This is a genomic window from Micromonospora sp. WMMD1219, assembly GCF_049315215.1.
Taxonomy (GTDB): domain Bacteria; phylum Actinomycetota; class Actinomycetes; order Mycobacteriales; family Micromonosporaceae; genus Micromonospora; species Micromonospora tulbaghiae.
This window is the reverse complement of the sequence record NZ_CP186057.1, coordinates 463610-482344: the sequence shown is the minus strand read 5'-3', so window position 1 is coordinate 482344 and position 18735 is coordinate 463610. Positions and strand designations below refer to the sequence as shown.

Annotated in this window: 19 protein-coding genes; 14 read left to right on the top strand and 5 right to left on the bottom strand. The window is 73.7% G+C overall.

The window, feature by feature from the left end; genetic code table 11:
• Nucleotides 1–46: 46 nt before the first annotated feature.
• The 4 genes from ACN27C_RS02270 (at nucleotide 47) to ACN27C_RS02255 (ending at nucleotide 5651) form a co-directional block, all read left to right on the top strand.
• Entirely contained in the window at nucleotides 47–1552 is a 1506-nt protein-coding gene (locus tag ACN27C_RS02270; RefSeq protein ID WP_422750325.1) for a sigma 54-interacting transcriptional regulator, read from the top strand.
• 2 nt (nucleotides 1553–1554) lie between these two features.
• Nucleotides 1555–3510 (top strand): vWA domain-containing protein, encoded by a 1956-nt coding sequence (locus ACN27C_RS02265; RefSeq protein WP_422750324.1) that lies wholly within the window; start codon nucleotides 1555–1557, stop codon nucleotides 3508–3510.
• Nucleotides 3511–4472: 962 nt separating this feature from the next.
• Entirely contained in the window at nucleotides 4473–5048 is a 576-nt protein-coding gene (locus ACN27C_RS02260) for a hypothetical protein (protein WP_422750323.1), read from the top strand.
• 108 nt (nucleotides 5049–5156) lie between these two features.
• On the top strand, nucleotides 5157–5651 hold the full coding sequence (locus ACN27C_RS02255; protein ID WP_013284249.1) for a hypothetical protein: 495 nt from the start codon (nucleotides 5157–5159) through the stop codon (nucleotides 5649–5651).
• 23 nt (nucleotides 5652–5674) lie between these two features.
• On the opposite strand, the gene ACN27C_RS02250 is transcribed toward ACN27C_RS02255, so the two are convergent.
• Nucleotides 5675–6730 carry a GlxA family transcriptional regulator gene (locus ACN27C_RS02250; protein ID WP_422750322.1) on the bottom strand — a complete coding sequence of 352 codons (1056 nt, stop codon included), beginning with the start codon at nucleotides 6728–6730 and terminating at the stop codon, nucleotides 5675–5677.
• Nucleotides 6731–6800: 70 nt separating this feature from the next.
• Here ACN27C_RS02250 and ACN27C_RS02245 point away from each other — a divergent pair, with 70 nt between their 5' ends.
• On the top strand, nucleotides 6801–8099 hold the full coding sequence (locus ACN27C_RS02245) for an MFS transporter (RefSeq protein ID WP_422750321.1): 1299 nt from the start codon (nucleotides 6801–6803) through the stop codon (nucleotides 8097–8099).
• Between the two features lie 4 nt (nucleotides 8100–8103).
• Here ACN27C_RS02245 and ACN27C_RS02240 read toward each other — a convergent pair whose 3' ends face one another.
• From ACN27C_RS02240 to ACN27C_RS02230, 3 genes are read right to left on the bottom strand one after another with little or no spacing between them, the layout of a single operon-like run.
• Nucleotides 8104–8826 (bottom strand): RICIN domain-containing protein, encoded by a 723-nt coding sequence (locus ACN27C_RS02240; RefSeq protein ID WP_422750320.1) that lies wholly within the window; start codon nucleotides 8824–8826, stop codon nucleotides 8104–8106.
• Between the two features lie 58 nt (nucleotides 8827–8884).
• The gene (locus ACN27C_RS02235) at nucleotides 8885–9169 is read right to left on the bottom strand and encodes a DUF427 domain-containing protein (RefSeq protein ID WP_422750319.1); all 285 of its coding nucleotides are present in this window, start codon (nucleotides 9167–9169) and stop codon (nucleotides 8885–8887) included.
• A 40-nt stretch (nucleotides 9170–9209) separates the two neighbouring features.
• A complete protein-coding gene (locus ACN27C_RS02230; RefSeq protein WP_422750318.1) occupies nucleotides 9210–9680 on the bottom strand; it encodes an aminoacyl-tRNA deacylase in 471 nt (156 codons plus the stop codon).
• 91 nt (nucleotides 9681–9771) lie between these two features.
• Between ACN27C_RS02230 and ACN27C_RS02225 the strand changes: the two genes are divergently transcribed.
• The 8 genes from ACN27C_RS02225 to ACN27C_RS02190 all read left to right on the top strand — a co-directional run bounded on the left by ACN27C_RS02225 (nucleotide 9772) and on the right by ACN27C_RS02190 (nucleotide 17074).
• The gene (locus tag ACN27C_RS02225) at nucleotides 9772–11157 is read left to right on the top strand and encodes an FAD-binding oxidoreductase (protein WP_422750317.1); all 1386 of its coding nucleotides are present in this window, start codon (nucleotides 9772–9774) and stop codon (nucleotides 11155–11157) included.
• Nucleotides 11154–12497, top strand: coding sequence for a class I SAM-dependent methyltransferase (locus ACN27C_RS02220; RefSeq protein WP_422750316.1), 1344 nt, complete (start codon nucleotides 11154–11156; stop codon nucleotides 12495–12497). Before ACN27C_RS02225 ends, ACN27C_RS02220 begins: the two co-directional genes overlap by 4 nt.
• A gap of 91 nt (nucleotides 12498–12588) precedes the next feature.
• A complete protein-coding gene (locus ACN27C_RS02215) occupies nucleotides 12589–13149 on the top strand; it encodes a winged helix-turn-helix domain-containing protein (protein WP_091418858.1) in 561 nt (186 codons plus the stop codon).
• The gene (locus ACN27C_RS02210; RefSeq protein WP_252449722.1) at nucleotides 13142–13987 is read left to right on the top strand and encodes an SRPBCC family protein; all 846 of its coding nucleotides are present in this window, start codon (nucleotides 13142–13144) and stop codon (nucleotides 13985–13987) included. The genes ACN27C_RS02215 and ACN27C_RS02210 overlap by 8 nt, the downstream gene beginning before the upstream one ends.
• 60 nt (nucleotides 13988–14047) lie before the next feature.
• On the top strand, nucleotides 14048–14281 hold the full coding sequence (locus ACN27C_RS02205; RefSeq protein WP_120571482.1) for a zinc-ribbon domain-containing protein: 234 nt from the start codon (nucleotides 14048–14050) through the stop codon (nucleotides 14279–14281).
• Between the two features lie 3 nt (nucleotides 14282–14284).
• A complete protein-coding gene (locus ACN27C_RS02200; RefSeq protein ID WP_158614778.1) occupies nucleotides 14285–14461 on the top strand; it encodes a hypothetical protein in 177 nt (58 codons plus the stop codon).
• 31 nt (nucleotides 14462–14492) lie between these two features.
• Nucleotides 14493–15572: a hypothetical protein gene (locus ACN27C_RS02195; RefSeq protein WP_422750315.1), complete on the top strand. Its 1080-nt coding sequence runs from the start codon at nucleotides 14493–14495 to the stop codon at nucleotides 15570–15572.
• Nucleotides 15569–17074: a hypothetical protein gene (locus ACN27C_RS02190; RefSeq protein WP_422750314.1), complete on the top strand. Its 1506-nt coding sequence runs from the start codon at nucleotides 15569–15571 to the stop codon at nucleotides 17072–17074. The genes ACN27C_RS02195 and ACN27C_RS02190 overlap by 4 nt, the downstream gene beginning before the upstream one ends.
• A gap of 10 nt (nucleotides 17075–17084) precedes the next feature.
• Here ACN27C_RS02190 and ACN27C_RS02185 read toward each other — a convergent pair whose 3' ends face one another.
• Entirely contained in the window at nucleotides 17085–18038 is a 954-nt protein-coding gene (locus tag ACN27C_RS02185; protein WP_422750313.1) for a S41 family peptidase, read from the bottom strand.
• A 78-nt stretch (nucleotides 18039–18116) separates the two neighbouring features.
• On the opposite strand from ACN27C_RS02185, the gene ACN27C_RS02180 reads away from it, so the two are divergent.
• Nucleotides 18117–18614: an ArsR/SmtB family transcription factor gene (locus tag ACN27C_RS02180; RefSeq protein ID WP_120571478.1), complete on the top strand. Its 498-nt coding sequence runs from the start codon at nucleotides 18117–18119 to the stop codon at nucleotides 18612–18614.
• Nucleotides 18615–18735 lie beyond the last annotated feature (121 nt).

Sequence of the window (18735 nt, the reverse complement as noted above, 5' to 3'; positions counted from 1 at the left end):
TCGCGACATCGACGACGGAGGCCGCCGGTCATCGGAGCGCGCTAGCGTGGGTCGGGTGACCGCTCCCAACCAGGTTTCCCCGGTCCCGCCCGCCGACCTGCCGAGCACGCTCGGCGCGCTGCGCGCGACCGGCCACCAGTACCGCACGGTCAAACAGGAACTCCGAGACAACCTCCTCGCCCGGATGGGCTCCGGCGAGGAGCGCTTCCCCGGCATCGTGGGCTACGAGGACACGGTGCTGCCCGAGGTCGAGCGCGCGCTGCTCGCCGGGCACGACATGGTGCTGCTCGGCGAGCGCGGGCAGGGCAAGACCCGGCTGATCCGCTCGCTCGGCGGGCTGCTGGACGAGTGGACCCCGGTGATCCCCGGCTCGGTGCTCAACGAACACCCGATGCACCCGATCACCCCGGCCTCCCGGGCGCTCGTCGACTCGGCCGGCGACGACCTGCCGATCGGCTGGCTGCACCGCTCGATGCGGTACGGGGAGAAGCTCGCCACGCCGGACACCAGCGTCGGCGACCTGATCGGCGACGTCGACCCGATCCGCCTCGCCCAGGGGCGCACGCTCGGCGACCCGGAGACCATCCACTTCGGGCTCGTACCGCGCACCAACCGGGGCGTCTTCGCCGTCAACGAGCTGCCCGACCTGGCCGAACGCATCCAGGTGGCGCTGCTCAACGTGCTGGAGGAACGCGACATCCAGGTCCGCGGCCACCAGTTGCGGCTGCCGCTGGACCTGCTGCTGGTGGCCAGCGCCAACCCGGAGGACTACACCAACCGGGGCCGCATCATCACGCCGCTGAAGGACCGGTTCGGCGCGGAGATCCGTACCCACTACCCGCTCGACATCGATCTGGAGCTGGCGCTGATCCGGCAGGAGGCCGACCTGGTCGCCGTGGTGCCGGAGCACGTGCTGGAGGTGCTCGCCCGGTTCGCCCGCGACGTGCGGGAGTCCCCGTCGGTGGACCCGCGCTCCGGCGTGTCCGCCCGGTTCGCCATCGCCGCCGCCGAGACGGTGGCCGCCGCCGCGTTGCGTCGTTCCGGTCTGCTGGCGGGTGCCGGTGCCAGTGCCGGTGCCGGTGCCTCTGCCTCGGCTTCGGCCGGCGTTGGGGCGGCGTCCCGTCCGGAGGCGCCGGTGGCCCGGATCGGGGACACCGTGTCGGTGACCTCCACGCTGCGCGGCAAGGTCGAGTTCGAGAGCGGCGAGGAGGGGCGCGAGATCGAGGTGCTCGCGCACCTGCTGCGTACCGCCACCGCCGAGACGTTCCGCGCCCGCCTCGCCGGGCTCGACCTGTCCGGCTTCACCGCGATCGTCGCCGAGGGCGGCGCCGTCGAGACCGGGGAACTGGTCTCCTCGTCCGAGCTGCTGCGCCAGGTCGGCACCGTACCGGGGCTGGCCAAGGTGCTCGACCGGCTCGGGCTCGGCGACGCGCCCAGCCCGGAGGAGGCGGCGGCCGGCATCGAGTTCGTCCTCGAAGGGCTGCACCTGACCCGCCGGCTCGGCAAGGACGTCACCGACTCCGGGCGCACCGTCTACGGGGATCGGGACTGACAGTGGCCGGCGGCAACCGCTTCCGGTACGGGCAGTGGCGCGGCGGACCCGACCCGCTCGCCCCGCCGTACGACGTGCGCGCCGCGGTGGACGCGGTCGGCTCGGACGTGCTCGCCGGCGGCAGCCTGCGCGAATCGCTGCGTGAGCTGCTGCGGCGCGGCCCGCAGGGGCGCGGCGGGCTGGACGACCTGGCCGCCCGCGCCCGTCGCCTGCGCCGGGAGGCGCTGCGCCGCGGCGACCTGGACGGCGCCGTCACCCGGGCCCGGGCCCTGCTCGACCAGGCGCTCGCCGCCGAACGCGACGAGCTGCGCGGCCGCGACGGCGACGACGCCCGGTTCGCCGAGGCCGTGCTCGACAACCTGCCCCGCTCCACCGCCCGCGCGGTGTCGGAGCTCTCCGGGTACGAGTGGGCCAGCGCGGAGGCACGGCAGACGTACCAGCGGATCCTCGACGGGCTGCGCGGCGACGTGCTGGAGCAGCGCTTCGCCGGGCTGCGCGACGCGGCCCGGGCCACCGCCGACCCGGCCGTCCAGCGGCAGCTCGCCGAGATGATGCGCGACCTCAACGACCTGCTCGCCCGGCACGCCCGTTCCGAGGACACCACCGACGCGTTCGCCGAGTTCATGCGCCGCCACGGGGAGTTCTTCCCGGAACGGCCCACTGATGTCGACGAGCTGATCGACGTGCTGGCCCGGCGGGCGGCAGCCGGTGAGCGGCTCATGCGGTCGCTGTCGGACCGGCAGCGCGAGGAACTCGCCGGGCTGATGCGCCAGTCGCTCGGCGACCGGCTCGCCGGTGAGCTTTCCCAGCTCGACGCCCACCTGCGGTCGCTGCGGCCGGACCTGAACTGGCAGCGCGGCGAGCGGGTCCGCGGCGACGAGCCGCTCGGCTACGGCGAGGCCACCGGCGCACTCGACGAGATCGCCGAACTCGACGAGCTGCTGGACTCCCTCGACCAGGACCAGCCCGGTGCCACACTCGACGACGTCGACGTGGAGGCGGTCGCCCGCACGCTGGGCCGGGACGCCGCCGACGACGTACGCCGGTTGCGGGAGCTGGAACGCGAACTGCGCCGCCAGGGCTGGGTCACCCGGGACGCGGAAGGGCTGACGCTCAGTCCGAAGGCGCTGCGCCGGCTCGCCGGCACCGCGCTGCGGCGCGTCTTCGCCGACCTGACGGCCGGCCCGCGCGGCCAGCACGACCTCCGCTCGGCCGGCGCGGCCGGCGAGGTGAGCGGTGCGTCCCGCCCCTGGGAGTACGGCGACGAGCAGCCGCTGGACGTGGTGCGCACGCTCACCCGGGCGGTACGCCGGGCCGGTCCCGGAGTGCCGGTGCCGCTCGCGGTCGAGGACTTCGAGGTGATGGAGACCGAACGGCGGGCGTCGGCGGCTGTGGTGCTCTGCGTCGACCTGTCGTACTCGATGATCTCGCAGGGGCGCTGGGGCCCGATGAAGCAGACCGCGCTGGCCCTGTCGCACCTGATGGCGACCCGGTTCCCGCAGGACGCGTTGCAGATCGTGGGCTTCGGCCGGGAGGCGATGCCGCTCACCCAGCAGGAGCTGGCGGCGGTGGAGCCGGACATGCAGCAGGGCACGAACCTCCAGCACGCGCTGCGGATCGCCGGCCGGCACCTGCGCCGGCACCCGGGTGCCGAGCCGGTGGTGCTGGTGGTCACCGACGGCGAGCCGACAGCTCACCTGGACCCGGAGGACGGCGAGGCGTACTTCCACTGGCCGCCGCTGCCGGAGACCATCTCGGCGACGATCCGGGAGGTCGACCGGCTGACCCGGTACGGCGCCACGCTCAACCTGTTCATGCTCGGCGACGACCCGGGTCTGCGCCGGTTCGTGGACGCGGTGGCGCGACGCTCGGGTGGCCGCATGTTCACCCCGGACCTGGACGACCTGGGCGAGTACGTGGTCTCCGACTACTTACGCTCCCGCCACGGCCGCCGCTGAGTTCCCTCCCGGCACCCTCTCTCGCCCCCCTGTTCGCTCTCTCGTCGATCTTGGAGTTGCGGCGCCCAAGATGCCCGGCTCGCGGCGTTCCCGAGGTGCCACAACTCCAAGATCGACAGCTCGCCGCCCAGGGCCCCTCCGCGCTCGCCGATCTTGCACTTCGGTGCCCCGCAAACCGCGCGAATGGGGCACCCGGAGGGCGCGAACTGCAAGATCGCGTGCGAACTCCCCGGCACTCGCTCCCACCCTCGACCAGCCCTGCCCTGGACGGGTCGATGCCCGTGGTGCAACCCGTGCACGCGATTCAGTGGATGCTGGCGGTGGGTGGGCGCCCTGCTGCCTGCCTCCCCCGCCTCGGCGACCTGAGCCGTCTGTAGATCTTGGTACGAAGTGGCCCCTATAAGGGCAATTTCGTACCAAGATCTACGGCCGCTCCCGGGGTGCGGACCACGTATCTCAGGTGATGGGAGATCACGCTGAGCAGCTTGTCGGTGTGGTGTCCGCTCCAAGCCGGGTGGGCGGAGTGTCCGGTTGGGGGGGTGGTGGGCGGCACTCTGACGGTGGAATCGCTGGCGGGTGGGTGGCGTTGTATCCGGGTGAGCGACCGAGTACCAGCCGAACCCCTGAGAAGGGGCCGCTGGCTGTGGGAACAGTCCCGGGCCGGTGGTCGTTGAGTTCGGTTCTGGCGACGTGAGCCGTGGGGAATGGTCCTGGCGGGCTGGTCGTTGAACACGGTTCCGACGACGTGAACCCCCGCGCCCCCCGGGTGGCGTGCACCGCCTCGGGAATGACGGCGGGTGGCGGGTCGTTGGACATGCTTCCGGCGCCGCGCAGAGGCACCCCCGGTGCCCCGCGAGCAGCCGAGATCCCCCCTTGAAGACTTTCTTGAGCGCCTGACGGTGCTCGCACCCGCGCCGACCCCCGTCGGTGTGGGCGTCGATCCCCCGAATGGAGCCCCCATCATGAACACGATCCTGCGGAAGAGCATCCTGGGTATTGCTGGTCTGGCCTTCACCGGTGGCGTGTTCGCCGGTCCGGTGGCCGCTCACGCGGCGGACACCACCACGCACGCGAAGCCGGTGAGTGTCGCGGTGCAGGGTGACAAGCTGATCCCGCACGGCGTGCAGGGCGACCAGTCCCGCATCGACCTGAACGACGAGCAGACCAAGAACGTGAAGGCGATCATCGCCGCGACGAAGAAGGCCGGCATGGACGAGCGCGCCGCGGTGGTGTCGATCGCGACGGCGTTGCAGGAGTCGAAGCTGGAGAACCTCGGCCACCTCGGTGACCGCAACGACCACGACTCGCAGGGCCTGTTCCAGCAGCGCCCCTCCTCCGGTTGGGGCACGGTGGAGCAGATCACCGACCCCGAGTACTCGACCACGGCGTTCCTGAAGGGTCTGAAGCAGGTCGACGGCTGGCAGGACATGCCGCTGACCAAGGCCGCCCAGACCGTCCAGGTCAGTGCCTACCCGGACCACTACGCCCAGTGGGAACAGCAGGCCGCCGACCTGGTCGCCGAACACTGGAACAAGTAAGACAAGCGCGTGAAGGCCGGCACCCCGAACCAACGGGGTGCCGGCCTTCACGCGTCCGGGTGAACCGGGCGCGGTAGCAGGGGTGGCCCCGGCCGCGGCGAGGGTTGGATGCGGGGCATGGACGAGGTGGACGCCCCGGCACTGCGGCAGGCGTACGAGGAGTTGTTCGCGGAGATCGACGCGGGCGGGTTCGGGCCGCCGCCGGAAGGGCAGTTGAGCGCCGAGCAGATCGTCGCGCACCTCGCCGCCAACGACGAGCTGATGAGCGAGGCGACCGAGGCGGTGCTGGCCGGCTCGCCGTTCGCCTACTACGACCTGGACACCATCCACCGTCCGCAACTCGACGCGCTGGTCTCCGAGTGCGGCGGGCTGGACGGTCTGGCCGCGTTGTTCCGGGCAACCAGCCAGAAGCTGTGCGCGTTGGCGGAGCGGCTCGGCCCGGCGGCGGAGACACCTGTGGACACGGTGCTGCGCGAGGGCTTCGACCTGGACGTGGACGACTCCCTGCCCTGGGGCAGAGCGCTGGACCTGCACATCCGCGTACACCTGCCGCTGCACCTCGCGCAGCTCCGCGCCCTGCGCCGCCAGCCCCACCTCGCCTGACCGCCTGACCGTCAGGCCGTCGATCAAGGAGTTGTGGCGGTGGACAACTCCGACACGTCCGGCCTTCCAGGCGCCACAACTCCAAGATCGACGGAAGTGGAGCGCGGGGCAGGAGACGGGCGGAACGTTCGGCGGTAGGCGGTGGGGGATACACCGACCCGGGCGTGGAAGTGCTGGCGCAGCGCGGCCGTGGTGCCGAAACCCGCGTCCCGGGCGATCCGGTCGACGCTCAGATCCGTCGTCTCCAGCAGCACCCGGGCGTGCTCGGTGCGCTGCTGGAGCAGCCACTGGGCCGGGCTGAGCCCGGTCTCCGAACGGAAGTGCCGGGTGAACGTACGGACGCTCATCCGCGCGTGCGCCGCCATCTCGCGCAGCGCCACCGGCTCGTGCAGCCGCTGCCGCGCCCACTCGCGGGTGGCGGCGGTGCCGTTGTCCGCGCCGCGGGGCACCGGCCGCTCGATGTACTGGGCCTGCCCGCCGTCGCGCCACGGCGGCACCACGCAGCGCCGGGCCGCCCGGTTGGCCACCGCGCTGCCGTGGTCGGTGCGGACGACGTGCAGGCACAGGTCGATGCCGGCGGCCACCCCGGCCGAGGTGAGCACGCGACCGTCGTCGACGAACAGCACGTCGGGGTCGAGCCGTACGCCGGGGTGCAGGTGGCGGAAGCGCGACGCGTACGCCCAGTGGGTGGTGGCCGGACGGCCGTCGAGCAGGCCGGCGGCGGCCAGCACGAACGCGCCGGTGCAGATGGACATGACGCGGGTACCCCTGTCGTACGCCGCCCGCAACGCGTCGGCCACCTCGACCGGAACCGTGCCGTCGGAAAGCGGCGAGCCGGCGTGGATGCCGGGGACGATCACCGTGTCGGCGCTGCCCAGCAGTTCGAGGCCGTGGTCGGGGAGGACCTGGAAGCCGGCGCTGCTGCGTACCGGCTGCCCGCCGGGAGTGCAGGTCGCCACGGCGTACAGCGGGGTGCGGTCGTCGGCGCGGGCGGCGCCGAGGACCTGGGCCGGGGTGCCGAGGTCGAGCGCCACCACGCCGTCGAGGGCGAGGACGGCGACCCGGTGCGGTACGGACATGGCCCGATTATTGCGCACGATGGCTTTCCGGCCACTCGTCGGAGGAGCCGCCCGGCCCGAGACTCGGTTGGTGACCCGATCCCGCCTGCATCCGGCCTGGCTAGTCGCCGCCGTCGCCTTCGTCGCGCTCGTCGGCGCGGCCGGTTTCCGGGCCACCCCGGGCGTGCTGCTGCACCCGCTGCACGGCGAGTTCGGCTGGCCGCTGGCGACCATCTCCGCTGCCGTCTCGGTCAACCTGCTGCTGTACGGCCTCACCGCGCCGTTCGCCGCCGCGCTGATGGACCGGTTCGGCATCCGCCGGGTGGTGGCCGGCGCGCTGGTGCTGGTGGCCGCCGGCAGCGGCCTGACCGTGGGGATGACCGAGAGCTGGCAGCTCATCCTGTGCTGGGGCGTCCTCGTCGGGCTGGGCACCGGCTCGATGGCCCTGGCCTTCGTGGCGACGGTGACCGGGCGCTGGTTCGTCGAGCGTCGCGGCCTGGTGACCGGCGTGCTCACCGCGGGCGGCGCGGCCGGGCAGCTGGTCTTCCTTCCGCTGCTCGCGGTGCTGGTGCGCGACCACGGCTGGCGCACGGCGGCACTCGTCGTGGCCGGGGCCGCTCTGGCGGTCGTACCCCTTGTGGTGTGGTTGTTGCGGGAGCACCCGGCGGACCTGGGGCGGCCCGCCTACGGCGCGACCGAGGTCGTGCCGCCGGCCCGGCCGGAGGGCGGCGCCGCGGCGCGGGCGGTCGGCGCGCTCGCCGCCGCCGCGCGGACGCGGCCGTTCTGGCTGCTCGCCGGCGGGTTCGCGATTTGCGGCGCGACTACGAACGGCCTGGTGGGTACGCACTTCGTGCCCGCCGCGCACGACCACGGCATGCCGGAGACCACAGCCGCCAGCCTGCTCGCCGTGGTCGGGCTCTTCGACATCGCCGGCTCGATCGCCTCCGGCTGGCTCACCGACCGCGTCGACCCCCGGCTGCTGCTCGGCGCCTACTACGCGCTGCGCGGGGCGTCGCTGCTGGTGCTGCCGAGCCTGTTCGCCGGTACGGCCCGGCCGAGCATGCTGGTCTTCATCGTCTTCTACGGGCTGGACTGGGTGGCGACGGTCCCGCCGACAGTGGCGCTGTGCCGGGAGTGGTTCGGCGCATCCGGCGCCGTGGTGTTCGGCTGGGTGTTCGCCGCACACCAGTTCGGCGCCGCGCTGGCGGCCACCGGCGCCGGTCTGGTCCGGGACCGGCTCGGTGACTACGCGCTGGCCTGGTACGTGGCGGGCGCGCTGTCGGTCGGCGCGGCCGGACTGTCGCTGCTGCTGCGCCGCCGCGCCGCCGACGAGCCCACGTTCGCGCTGCCGGTCGCGGCGGGCAGGCGTGCCTGGAGCTACCGGGGCTGACCGGTCAGCCGGCCGCCCACTGCTGCTCGGGAGCGCCGCTGCACGGCGCCTGCTCCAGTTCGCGTCCGGCCTCGGTGCCCGCGTCGTCGACCTGCGCGCACTTGCCGCTGTGCACGGCCACGAGCAGCGCCGCACCGTTGCCGGCCGACTGGAACCGCCACTGCTGGTTGGCCTGCCCGTTGCAGGACCACTGCTGGATGTCGGCGCCGTCGTCGGTCTTCGCCTCGTTGACGTCCAGGCACTTGCTGCTGGCCGCGTTCACGAGCAGGTAGGTGTCGTCGGTGACCGGCGTGACCACCCACTGCTGCTCCGGCCCGCCGGTGCAGTCGGCGAGCGCGGCCTGCGCGCCCTCGGCCTCGTCGCCGGTCACGCCGAGGCAGCGCCCGGACGGCACGCCCCGGATCACCTTCGGCGTCGCCACCGGCGCGGCGGGTGTGCTCGGCGCGGCGCTCGGCGAGGGCGACGACGACGGCGTGGGCTCCGCCGTCGGTTCCGCGCTCGGCTCGCTCGGCTCCGCTGTGGGCACCGCGGCCGCCGGCACCACCGGCCGGTCGCCGCCGCCGCCGAGCACGCCGGTGGCGAAGAAGGCCCCGAGGAGTACGCCCGCCACGCCGACGCCCAGCGCGACCCGCATCAGCGGATCCTGGGGCAGCCGGACGCCACGGGCGCGGCGCGCGCCGCGGGCGCCGTAGACGGTGCCGGACGGGTCGGAGTGCGGGTCGGCCATGGGGGCATCCTGACCCACCGGGGCCGCCGGGTGCCAGTCGCCCCGGCGGCACGGTGACTCAGTCGACGACCCGGACGTCCTTCCAGAACGCCACCCGGTCGCGGACCATCTCCGCCTCCGGCTTGGGGTCGGGGTAGTACCAGACGGCGTCCGGGCTGGTGGCGCCATCGTGTTCGAGCGTGTAGTAGGAGGCCGTGCCCTTCCACGGGCAGACCGTGTGGGTGTCGGACTCCCGGATCAGGTCGTCGCGCAGCGCGGTACGGGGAAAGTAGTGGTTGCCCTCGACCACCACTGTGTCGTCGCTCTCGGCGACGACGAGGTCGTTCCAGACGGCTTTCGGCATGTCCTCCACGCTATGCCCGTGGTCGCGTGCCGGCCACTGCTCAGCGCGTCGGCTCCTCGTCGGTCACGTCGGCGACCGTCGCGCCGAGCGCGGCCAGCACGGTGTCCGCGCCGACAGCGACGGCCAGGCCGTGCTCGCCCGCGCCGAGCGTGATCTCCCGGCCGCGCAGCCGCTCGTCGGCGACCACCGGCCAGGCGGTGGTGGAGCCGAACGGGGTGATGGTGCCGCGCGCGTACCCGGTGGCGGCCTTCGCCGCCTCGGCGTCGGGCATCGACAGCCGGCTCACCCCGAGCAGGGCGCGCAGCTTCGGCCAGGAGATCACCCGGCCGCCGGGCGTCAGCACGAACAGCAGGTCGCCCTCGCCGCGGCGGACCACGATCGTCTTGACCACGTCCGGCACCTCGACGCCGCGCGCCGCGGCCGCCTCGGCGAGGCTCGCGACCGGACCGTGGCGGATCACCCGGTACGGCAGGCCGGCGTGGTCGAGAGCGGTCAGCGCGGGATTCGACATGGCGGTCACGGTAACGCGCGAGTCGACCGCGAGTCGGCGAGGCCACCGTGGACGTCCCACGAATTGTCGTACCCGCGCGTAAGGTGATCTCATGCACGCTGTCCGTGATCATGAACGGGCGGTGGACACGCTGCGGCGCTCCTACGCCGCGGTGCCCGCCGGGGAACCCGTACGGCTGGCCAAACACACCTCGAACCTTTTCCGGCCGCGCTCCGCGCCGCGTGCCCCGGGCCTGGACGTGAGCGGCCTGACCGGGGTGCTCGCCGTCGACCCGGCGGCCCGCACCGCCGACGTGCAGGGCATGTGCACGTACGAGGATCTGGTCGACGCGACGCTGCCGCACGGCCTGATGCCGCTGGTCGTGCCGCAGTTGCGCACCATCACGCTGGGCGGCGCGGTGACCGGGCTGGGCATCGAGTCCACCTCCTTCCGCAACGGTCTGCCGCACGAGTCGGTGCTGGAGATGGACGTGCTCACCGGCGCGGGTGAGATCGTCACGACCCGGCCCCGGGGCGAGCACGCCGACCTGCACCGGGCCTTCCCGAACTCGCTCGGCAGCCTCGGCTACGCCACCCGGCTGCGCATCGAGCTGCAACCGATCCGCCGGTACGTGTCGCTGCGCAACATCCGGTTCACCCGGCTGGAGGAGCTGGTCGACGCGATCGGCGAGGTGGTCGCCAAGGGTGCCTGGGGTGGTGAGCCGGTCGACGCCATGGACGGGGTGGTGTTCAGCCCCGGCGAGGCATGCCTGGTGCTCGGCACGTTCACCGACGAGGCCGACGAGCGTCCGTCCGACTACACCGGCCAGGAGATCTACTACCGCTCGCTGCGCCGGCGCACCCGGGACACGCTCACCGCGTACGACTATCTCTGGCGCTGGGACACCGACTGGTTCTGGTGTTCGGCGGCGTTCGGGGTGCAGCACCCGGTGGTGCGGCGGCTGTGGCCGCGGCGCTACCGGCGCAGCGACGTCTACCACCGGATCGTGCGGCTGGAGCACCGGCACCAGGTGGCCGCCCGCGTCGACAGGTGGCGGGGCCGCCCGGCCCGCGAGCGCGTGGTGCAGGACGTGGAGGTCCCGCTCGACCGCACGCCCGAGTTCCTGCGCTGGTTCGCGGCGAACGTGGGCATGACGCCGGTGTGGCTGTGCCCGCTACGGCTGCGGGAGCCGTCCGGTCCCGGGTCGGCGAAGGCGTGGCCGCTATATCCGCTCCGACCGGGCGAAACGTATGTGAACATCGGCTTCTGGGGAAGCGTGCCCATCGCGGCCGGCGCCGCCGACGGCGACGTCAACCGCCAGATCGAGCGCATGGTGTCGGAGGTGGGCGGCCACAAGTCGCTCTACTCCGACGCGTACTACGACCGGGGCGAGTTCGACCGGCTCTACGGCGGGGACACCTGGCGTGCCGTGAAGGACCGCTACGACCCGGACCACCGACTCACCGGACTGTACGAGAAGGCGGTATCCCGAGCATGAGTCTGACCGACCGAACACCGGGGGCGGCGAGCGCCCCGGCCGGCCCGCCGGCGGGCGGGCGGCGTACCGGACCCACAGTCGCGGACGTGGTCCGCGCGGTCACCACCGGCGACCTGCCCGTCCGGGTCACCGGCTACGACGGCAGCGCGCTGGGCCCGGCCGACGCCGGGATCACCCTGGCGATCCGCACCGAGCGGGGCCTGTCCTACCTGCTCACCGCGCCGGGCGACCTGGGCATGGCCCGGGCCTACGTCAGCGGCGACCTGGGGCTGGAGGGCGTGCACCCGGGCGACCCGTACGAGGCGCTCCGGGTGATCAAGGACGAGGTGCCGCTGCGGCTCCCGGCGATGAGCGAGGCGCTCGCGCTGGTCCGTGGGCTGGGCTGGGAACGGCTGCGTCCGCCGCCGCCCCCGCCGCAGGAGGCGGCGCCGCGCTGGCGGCGGCTGATGACCGGCCTGCGTCACTCGCGTACCCGGGACAGCAGCGCGATCTCCCACCACTACGACGTGTCGAACGCCTTCTACGAGAAGGTGCTCGGGCCGTCCATGACGTACACCTGCGCGGTCTTCCGCAGCCCCGGCGACACGCTCGAAGAGGCGCAGCGGAACAAGTACGACCTGGTCGCCGGCAAGCTGGCGCTCAAGCCGGGGATGCGGCTGCTGGACGTCGGCTGCGGCTGGGGCGGCATGGTCCGGCACGCGGCCCGCGAGTACGGCGTCAAGGCGCTCGGTGTGACGCTGTCGAAGGCGCAGGCCGACTGGGCGCGCGCCGCGATCGAGCGGGAGGGGCTGAGCGAGCTGGCCGAGGTGCGCCACCTGGACTACCGGGACGCGCCGCGCGAGCAGTTCGACGCGATCTCCTCGATCGGGCTGACCGAGCACATCGGGGTGCGCAACTACCCGGCCTACTTCGGTGCGCTGCGTTCCCGGCTGAAGCCGGGCGGGCGGCTGCTCAACCACTGCATCACCCGCGCCGACAACCGGGCGCCGCACCGCTCCGGCGCGTTCATCGACAGGTACGTCTTCCCGGACGGCGAGCTGGCCGGTCCGGGCCGGCTGATCAGCGAGATCCACGACGCCGGGTTCGAGGTGCACCACGAGGAGAACCTGCGCCAGCACTACGCGCTGACGCTCGCCGGCTGGTGCCGCAACCTGGTCGAGCACTGGGACTTCTGCGTCGGCGAGGTCGGGCCGGGCACCGCGAAGGTGTGGGGGCTCTACATGGCCGGCTCCCGGCTGGCGTTCGAGCGCAACGGCATCCAGTTGCACCACGTGCTCGCCACGAACAACGGTCCGGACGGGGTGAACGGGTACCCGCTGCGTCCGGACTGGACGCCCTGACCGGTCGTACCGACGAAAGGCCGCGCGGACCGCGCGGCCTTTCGTCGAAGCCATTGACAAGGAAGTTTTGTACGTACAAACTGATTTTGCCATGAGAGACGTCCTGTATCTGGAACAGCGCGAGCAGGCCGAAGTCCTGCTCAAGCCGCAGCGCATCGAGGTGCTGCGGCAACTGGCCGAGCCCCGCACCTGCACCGAGGTCGCGGCCCGGCTGGAGCAGACGCCGCAGCGCGTCTACTACCACGTCAAGCAGCTCGTCGCGGCCGGGCTGGCCGAGCAGGTGGCGCAGCGGCAGGTACGCGGCATCACCGAGGGCATCTACCAGGCCGTCGCCCGGTCGTACTGGCTCTCGCCCCGCCTGGTCGGCCGCATCGGCGGCACCCGCCGGGCCCGCGACGAGCTCAGCCTGGGCTACCTGCTCGACCTCATGGAGGAGGTCCAGGCCGACATCGCCGCGCTGGACCGCACCGCCCCCGAACTGCCGTCCATCGGCGTCTCCGGCGAGATCCGGGTGCCCGCCGAACGGCGGCAGGAGTTCCTGCACGACCTGCAGACGACGCTGCAGGACCTGTTCACGCGCTACGGCGGCGCCGAGGGGGACGCCTTCAAGCTCGCCGTGGCCTGCTACCCGAAAGGCGACAAGCATGACTGAGCCGATGACCATCCGCGCCCGCCTCGCCGCGCCGGTGGCGACCGTCCGCCGGGCCCTGACCGACCCCGCCGAGCTGCGCGTGTGGCTCGCCGAGCACGCCGAGGTCGAGCTTCCCCGGCGGTACGAGTTCTGGGGCCGCTACACGCCCGAGGGCGACGCGCCACACCAGCGGCTGCTGCACGTCGACGACCGGACGCTGCGCTTCGCGTGGACACTCGACGGGGTGGAGACCACCACCGAGTTCGAGCTGGAGCCCGACGGTGACGGCACCATACTCACGCTGCGGCAGAGCCACTTCAGCTTCGAGGAGGCGATGAGCGGCAGCAGCATCCGCGGCGTGCTCCAGACGTACTGGTACCTGGCGCTCGCCAACCTCAACGACCACCTGGACGGCCGGCCGCTGCTGCCGCGTACCGACTTCACCTCCGCCGACCTGCGCGGCGAGCTGCTGATCGACGCGCCGATGGACAAGGTGTGGACGTCGCTCACCGACTCGGAGCAGGCGGGCGCCTGGTTCGGCTACCCGATCGGCATCGAGCCCTGGGAGGGCGGCCGGTACGCGATGGGCGGCTTCGACGCCGGTCAGGCCGCGAAGGTGTTCGACGTGACGCCGGGACGGGGGCTCTCCATCGACTGGGGACCGACCGGCGTGACCTCCTGGGAGCTGGACGAGTCCGAGGGCCGGACGAAGCTGACGTTCGTGCAGTCCGGCTTCGACGAGGGCAACCCGCCGTACGGCGCCTGGACCGGCATCGTCTCCGGGTTCGCCGAGCTGCGGCGCTTCCACGAGGTGCCCGACTGGCGACCGATCTGGCTGACCGACGAGGTTCCCGCCTGACCTTCCGGTGACCCGCCCGGGGCCCGCTTAACCCGGGCCTCGGGTGGGTAATGCCGGGCGATGTTCTTCATCTTCGGGCTGCGGACCAAGGTCGACAGGTCCGGCGTCGTCACCCAGGTCTGCCGCAACTGCGGCAACCAGGCCGCCCAGGTGATCACCCGCCGGGTCACCAGGTTCAGCCTCTTCTTCATCCCGCTGATCCCGCTGCGCACCCGGTACGCGCAGCAGTGCACGTTCTGCGGCGCCCAGTACGACATCTCGCGGGCCGAGGCCGAGCGCCTCCCGGTCGGCTGACCGGTGACCCGCTTCCTCTGCTGGCTGATCGGCCGGCAGCCGGTCACCCCGCCCGCCGTGCCGGTGCACACCGCCGCCCGACCGCCCTGCACCCCCGGGCGCCGGCACCGCCGCCGCAGCCGCCGGGTCGCGGGAGCGCAGTCGCCCCGCTCGCCCTGGAACCGCTCCGCCGGTCGCTGAGTCCCCGGGTGCGCACACCTATTCTGGGATCATGGGTGGCGTGGAGGAGCGGCTGGCGCAGATCCGGGGTGGTGGGCCGCCCCGGCGGCACAACGCCCGCACCATCGCCGCGCTGACCGGCAACCCCGGCTGCACCCGGCGGGCCGTGCTGGACAGCGCGGGCGCGGACAAGCCGGCGCTCGCCGAGCAGCTCGGCTTCCCGGCCCGGTTCGGCCAGTCCCGCTTCGCGATCACCCGGGGCAACGCCTTCGAGGCCCAGGTCAAGGCCGACGGCGGGGCGGAACTGCTGCGCCTGGTCGCGGAGCGGCTCGGCGTACCGGTTCCGACTGATGCCACCTGGACCGACCTCGGTGCCGACGAGGACCGGCCGGAGCGGTCCCGAGCGGCGCTCACCGCGGGCGGCGACGGCCCGGCGCTGTTCGACCACCCGTTGCTCGGCCTGGACGTGGCTGGTACCCGGGTGCACCTGGAACCGGACCTGGTCGCCGCCCGGCTGGCCGGCCGGTTCCACGTCGTGGAGATCAAGTCGTTTCCGGTGATCGACGGGCAGGCCGACCCGGGCAAGGTCGCCGCCGCCGCGATCCAGTCCGCCGTCTACGTGCTGGCGCTGCGCGAGCTGCTCACGGCCGAGGGACGCGACCCGGAGCTGGTGTCGCACGAGGTGGTGCTGGTCTGCCCGCGCGACTTCGCCAACCAGCCGGTGGCCAGCCTGCTCGACGTGCGCCGGCAACTGCTGGTGCTGCGCCGCCAGCTGGCCCGGATGGCCCGGGTCGAGGAGCTGCTCGCCGCCGTGCCGGCCGGGTTCACCGTCGACCCGGCGGCCGATCCGGCCACGCTCGCCGCCGCGCTGCACCAGGTGCCCGCGCGCTACGCGCCCGACTGCCTGGCCGCCTGCGAGCTGGCGTACTTCTGCCGGCACGAGGCGCGCGGCCGGACCGGCGCGCTGGGCCGGCCGGTCCGCGAGGCGCTGGGTGGCGTCGAGGACGTCGCCGACGTGCTGGCGCTCGCCGAGGGCGTGGTCGCGCCCGAGCCGGAGCAGGCGGAGGCCGCCGCGCTGCTGCGGGCCGCCGCGCGCCTGCGCGCCGACGCCCTCGCCGGGCACCCCGCGTGAGTACGCTTCGCGCGCTCGCCCGGGCGCAGGCGGTCGCCACCGGGCGGGCCCAGCCGGTGGCCACCGTCCGCCACCTGCACCTGTCGGAGCGGCCGCTGGTGCTGGTGCCGCTCGCGCTGGCCGGTGAGGCGAACGCCCCGCTGGCCGCGATGGTGGGCGCCGCGCCCGACGAGGCCCGGCTGCTGGTGGTGCCGCAGCCACGCAACCGGGACCAGCGGTTCGCGTTCGCCGCCGAACTGGCCGGGATCGTGCTGCCGTACCTGGACGAGTTCCGTGACCTGACCGAGGCGGTGCCGGTGGACCGGGGCCGCGACGTCCGCCACCGGTACGTGGACGCGCCGCAACTGCTGGTGCCGAACCCGGCCGGGATCACGTTCCTGCGGTTGTTCGGCCGTTCCACCCGGTTCCGCCGGACCGACGGCGACTATCCGGTGCACCCGTCGGTGCCGCTGCTCGGCCGGTGGCTGACGTTCTTCGCCGAGCGCGCCGAGCAACCCGGCTCGTCGGCGCTGCTGGCGCTGACCGACGCGCTGACGCTGCACTGGGCGACCGGGCAGAGCGTGGTCGAGGACCTGCACCTGCCGGCGGTGCTGGGCTGGCTGGACCCGCCGGCCGGGCTGACCGGCGCCGAGGCGGCGGCCCGCGCCGAGGATCCGGCGCACTGTCCGCCGGCCGGGCCGGCCACCGACCCGGACTTCGACAACCGCCGGCTCGCCCCGGCGATCGAGGCGTACACCCGGGCCGAGGACGACCCGGTGGCCCGCGCGGCCGCGTACGACGAGCTTGCCGGCCTGTTGCGCGACCAGCTCGCGCCCACCTGGGAGCTGATGTGGCGCGGCGTCGGGCTGCTGCGGACGCTGCCGGCCGGCACGCGGGTGGCCGGCCGGTGGGCCGGTGACCGGGACGCGTTCACCGCGCACGCCGAGCACGTCGACGCCGGGGGCGGCCCGCAGCCGCGCCGCGACGGCGCGGTGGCGGCGGCGCTGCGGTTGCAGCGGCTGGAACGGGCGTCGACGGCGTGGGCGGTGCAGCGCGCCTACGACGATCCGCTGGTGATGGCCGAGCACCGGCTGTCCGGGGAGGCGTTCGTCGGCGAGGTGACGCTCGCCGACCCGGCGCGGGTGGACGACTCCGGCAAGCGGCCGGTGCTGCGCCCTCGCATCCAGGTGGTCACCACCGAGCCGGTGCCGATGCCGGTGGGCGCCACGCTGTACTCCCCGGCCCGTCCGGGTCAGAAGGCGAAGATCGTGTTCGTGACGCCCGGCGGCGACGGCAAGACCGAGGTGGTGCTGGAACTGTCCGGCGGGATGGGCCGGGGGCTGACCGCGCCGCCCGGCAGCGTCCCCGAGGTGGGCGAGCGGATCTGCCTGACCGGCCTCTCCGACGGCTTCCTGCCGGGTGGCGCGTTCCCCGCGCCCGAGGAGACGCCGTGGACGCACGGCGGGCCGCCCGGCACGGCCGTCGCGCCGCAGGATCCGGCCCCGGCGGAGGACTGGTCCTGACCGGCGCGGCTCAGCCCAGGGCGGCGAGGGCCGTCCGCGCCTCGGCCGCCGTCGGCCGGTCCGGGTCCGCCGCCAGCAGCGCCTCCAGGCTCCGGCGGTACGCGACGTCATGCGCCCGGTCGGCCGGGGTCTCCACGTCCGGGGCGACGCCGCAGCCCTCCCAGTTCGTGCCGCTCGCCGCGTGCACGGGCCGGGCCACCGGCACCGTCAGTTCCAGGTGCGGGTGCAGCCGGTGCCCGATCCGGGGGTGTGCGCCGCCCCGGGTCGGCTCGCCGACCACAGTGGCCCGGCCGAACTGCTGAAGGTCGTACGCCAGCTCCTCGCCGCCGGAGAACGTCGCCGGACCGGTGAGCACGTGGACCGGCTTGTCCGGCGCGTAGCGGGGGACCGGCAGCCAGGCGGCGCTGAAGAACTGGCGGGTGGCGCCGGAGCGTTCGTGCATGGTGTGCAGGTGCGTCGGCTCGGCGAAGAACCAGCCGCAGATCAGCGCCACCCCGTCCGGGCTGCCGCCCTCGGTGCCGCGCAGGTCGAGCAGGAGCGCGTCGGTGCCGGCGAGCAGCCGCAGCGCGGCGGTCAGCGCGTCGCCGGCCAGGTCGGGCGGGAACACGTACGGCTTGATCTCCAGCAGCCCGACGTTGCCGGGCAGCCGTTGCACCCGGGTCACGCCGCCCATGCCGAGCGCGGCGAGGCGCGCGAAGTGCTCCCCGGTCGGGTCGTCGGCCTTGTCGGACAGCGGCTGCTCGTGGTGCTTGAGCCGCAGGTGCAGGTCGCCGTTGACCGACTGGAGGTCGGCGGTGACGAGCGCGCCGAGCGTGGCGGGATCGCCCGCACCGGCGTACGCGCCGGCGCGCAGCCGCTCGCGCAGGTGGCCGGCGAGCCGGTCGGCGACGTCGGGAAGGACGTACTCGTCGGCGACCAGGCCGGCGGCCCGTTCGACGACGGTGGTGACGTCTTCTGGATCCATCGGTTCCCCGTTCTCGTGGTGGGTGAGAAGTAGAGCAGCCGGTTGACAAAAGCGTCAAGAGAAATAGACGCTTTGGCGGTGACCGACGACCCGCTGGAGATCCGCGAGCCGGCCCAGTTCAAGGCGCTGGCCCACCCGTTCCGGCACCGGCTGCTGTTCGCACTCGGGGCCGGACCCGCCACGCTCAGCCAGCTCGCCGGCCGCCTCGGCGCGGCGAAGGGCACGGTGGCCCACCATCTCGGGGTGCTGACCGAGGCGGGCATGGTCCGCCCGGCACACAGCCGGCAGGTCCGGGGCGGCACCGAGCGCTACCACGAACGCACGTTCCGCCGCCTCGTCGGCACCGACACCGACGCGGGCGCCACCGCGGCCCTGCTGGGCGCGTACGCCGAGGAACTCGCCGGCGACCCCGACCCGCTCGTGCACCTGCGGCACCTGCGGCTCACCCCGGCCCAGGCCGAACGCCTGCGGTCCACGCTGGACGAACTGGTGGGCGAAGCCGAGGAGGCGCCGCCGGGGCAGGCGCGCTACGGCGTCCTGGTCTCCCTCTACCGGCACCCGCCTGCGGTCCGCTGACCGACAGTCGCCGACTCTGGCGGCCGTCCCCGGCGCTGACTAGGCTTGCGCCGTCCGTCGTCCGGTCCTCGTCGTCGAGGGTGCACGTCTGGAAGAGAGCCGGAGCGCATCGTTGTATCCC

Bases quoted from the DNA above. Each gene is read 5' to 3' on its own strand.
- ACN27C_RS02195 (WP_422750315.1), top strand. From the start codon at position 14,493: ATGGGTGGCGTGGAGGAGCGGCTGGCGCAGATCCGGGGTGGTGGGCCG.
- ACN27C_RS02250 (WP_422750322.1), bottom strand. From the start codon at position 6,730: ATGTCCGTACCGCACCGGGTCGCCGTCCTCGCCCTCGACGGCGTGGTG.
- ACN27C_RS02220 (WP_422750316.1), top strand. From the start codon at position 11,154: ATGAGTCTGACCGACCGAACACCGGGGGCGGCGAGCGCCCCGGCCGGC.
- ACN27C_RS02205 (WP_120571482.1), top strand. From the start codon at position 14,048: ATGTTCTTCATCTTCGGGCTGCGGACCAAGGTCGACAGGTCCGGCGTC.
- ACN27C_RS02230 (WP_422750318.1), bottom strand. From the start codon at position 9,680: ATGTCGAATCCCGCGCTGACCGCTCTCGACCACGCCGGCCTGCCGTAC.
- ACN27C_RS02260 (WP_422750323.1), top strand. From the start codon at position 4,473: ATGAACACGATCCTGCGGAAGAGCATCCTGGGTATTGCTGGTCTGGCC.
- ACN27C_RS02225 (WP_422750317.1), top strand. From the start codon at position 9,772: ATGCACGCTGTCCGTGATCATGAACGGGCGGTGGACACGCTGCGGCGC.
- ACN27C_RS02210 (WP_252449722.1), top strand. From the start codon at position 13,142: ATGACTGAGCCGATGACCATCCGCGCCCGCCTCGCCGCGCCGGTGGCG.
- ACN27C_RS02215 (WP_091418858.1), top strand. From the start codon at position 12,589: ATGAGAGACGTCCTGTATCTGGAACAGCGCGAGCAGGCCGAAGTCCTG.
- ACN27C_RS02255 (WP_013284249.1), top strand. From the start codon at position 5,157: ATGCGGGGCATGGACGAGGTGGACGCCCCGGCACTGCGGCAGGCGTAC.
- ACN27C_RS02240 (WP_422750320.1), bottom strand. From the start codon at position 8,826: ATGGCCGACCCGCACTCCGACCCGTCCGGCACCGTCTACGGCGCCCGC.
- ACN27C_RS02185 (WP_422750313.1), bottom strand. From the start codon at position 18,038: ATGGATCCAGAAGACGTCACCACCGTCGTCGAACGGGCCGCCGGCCTG.
- ACN27C_RS02235 (WP_422750319.1), bottom strand. From the start codon at position 9,169: ATGCCGAAAGCCGTCTGGAACGACCTCGTCGTCGCCGAGAGCGACGAC.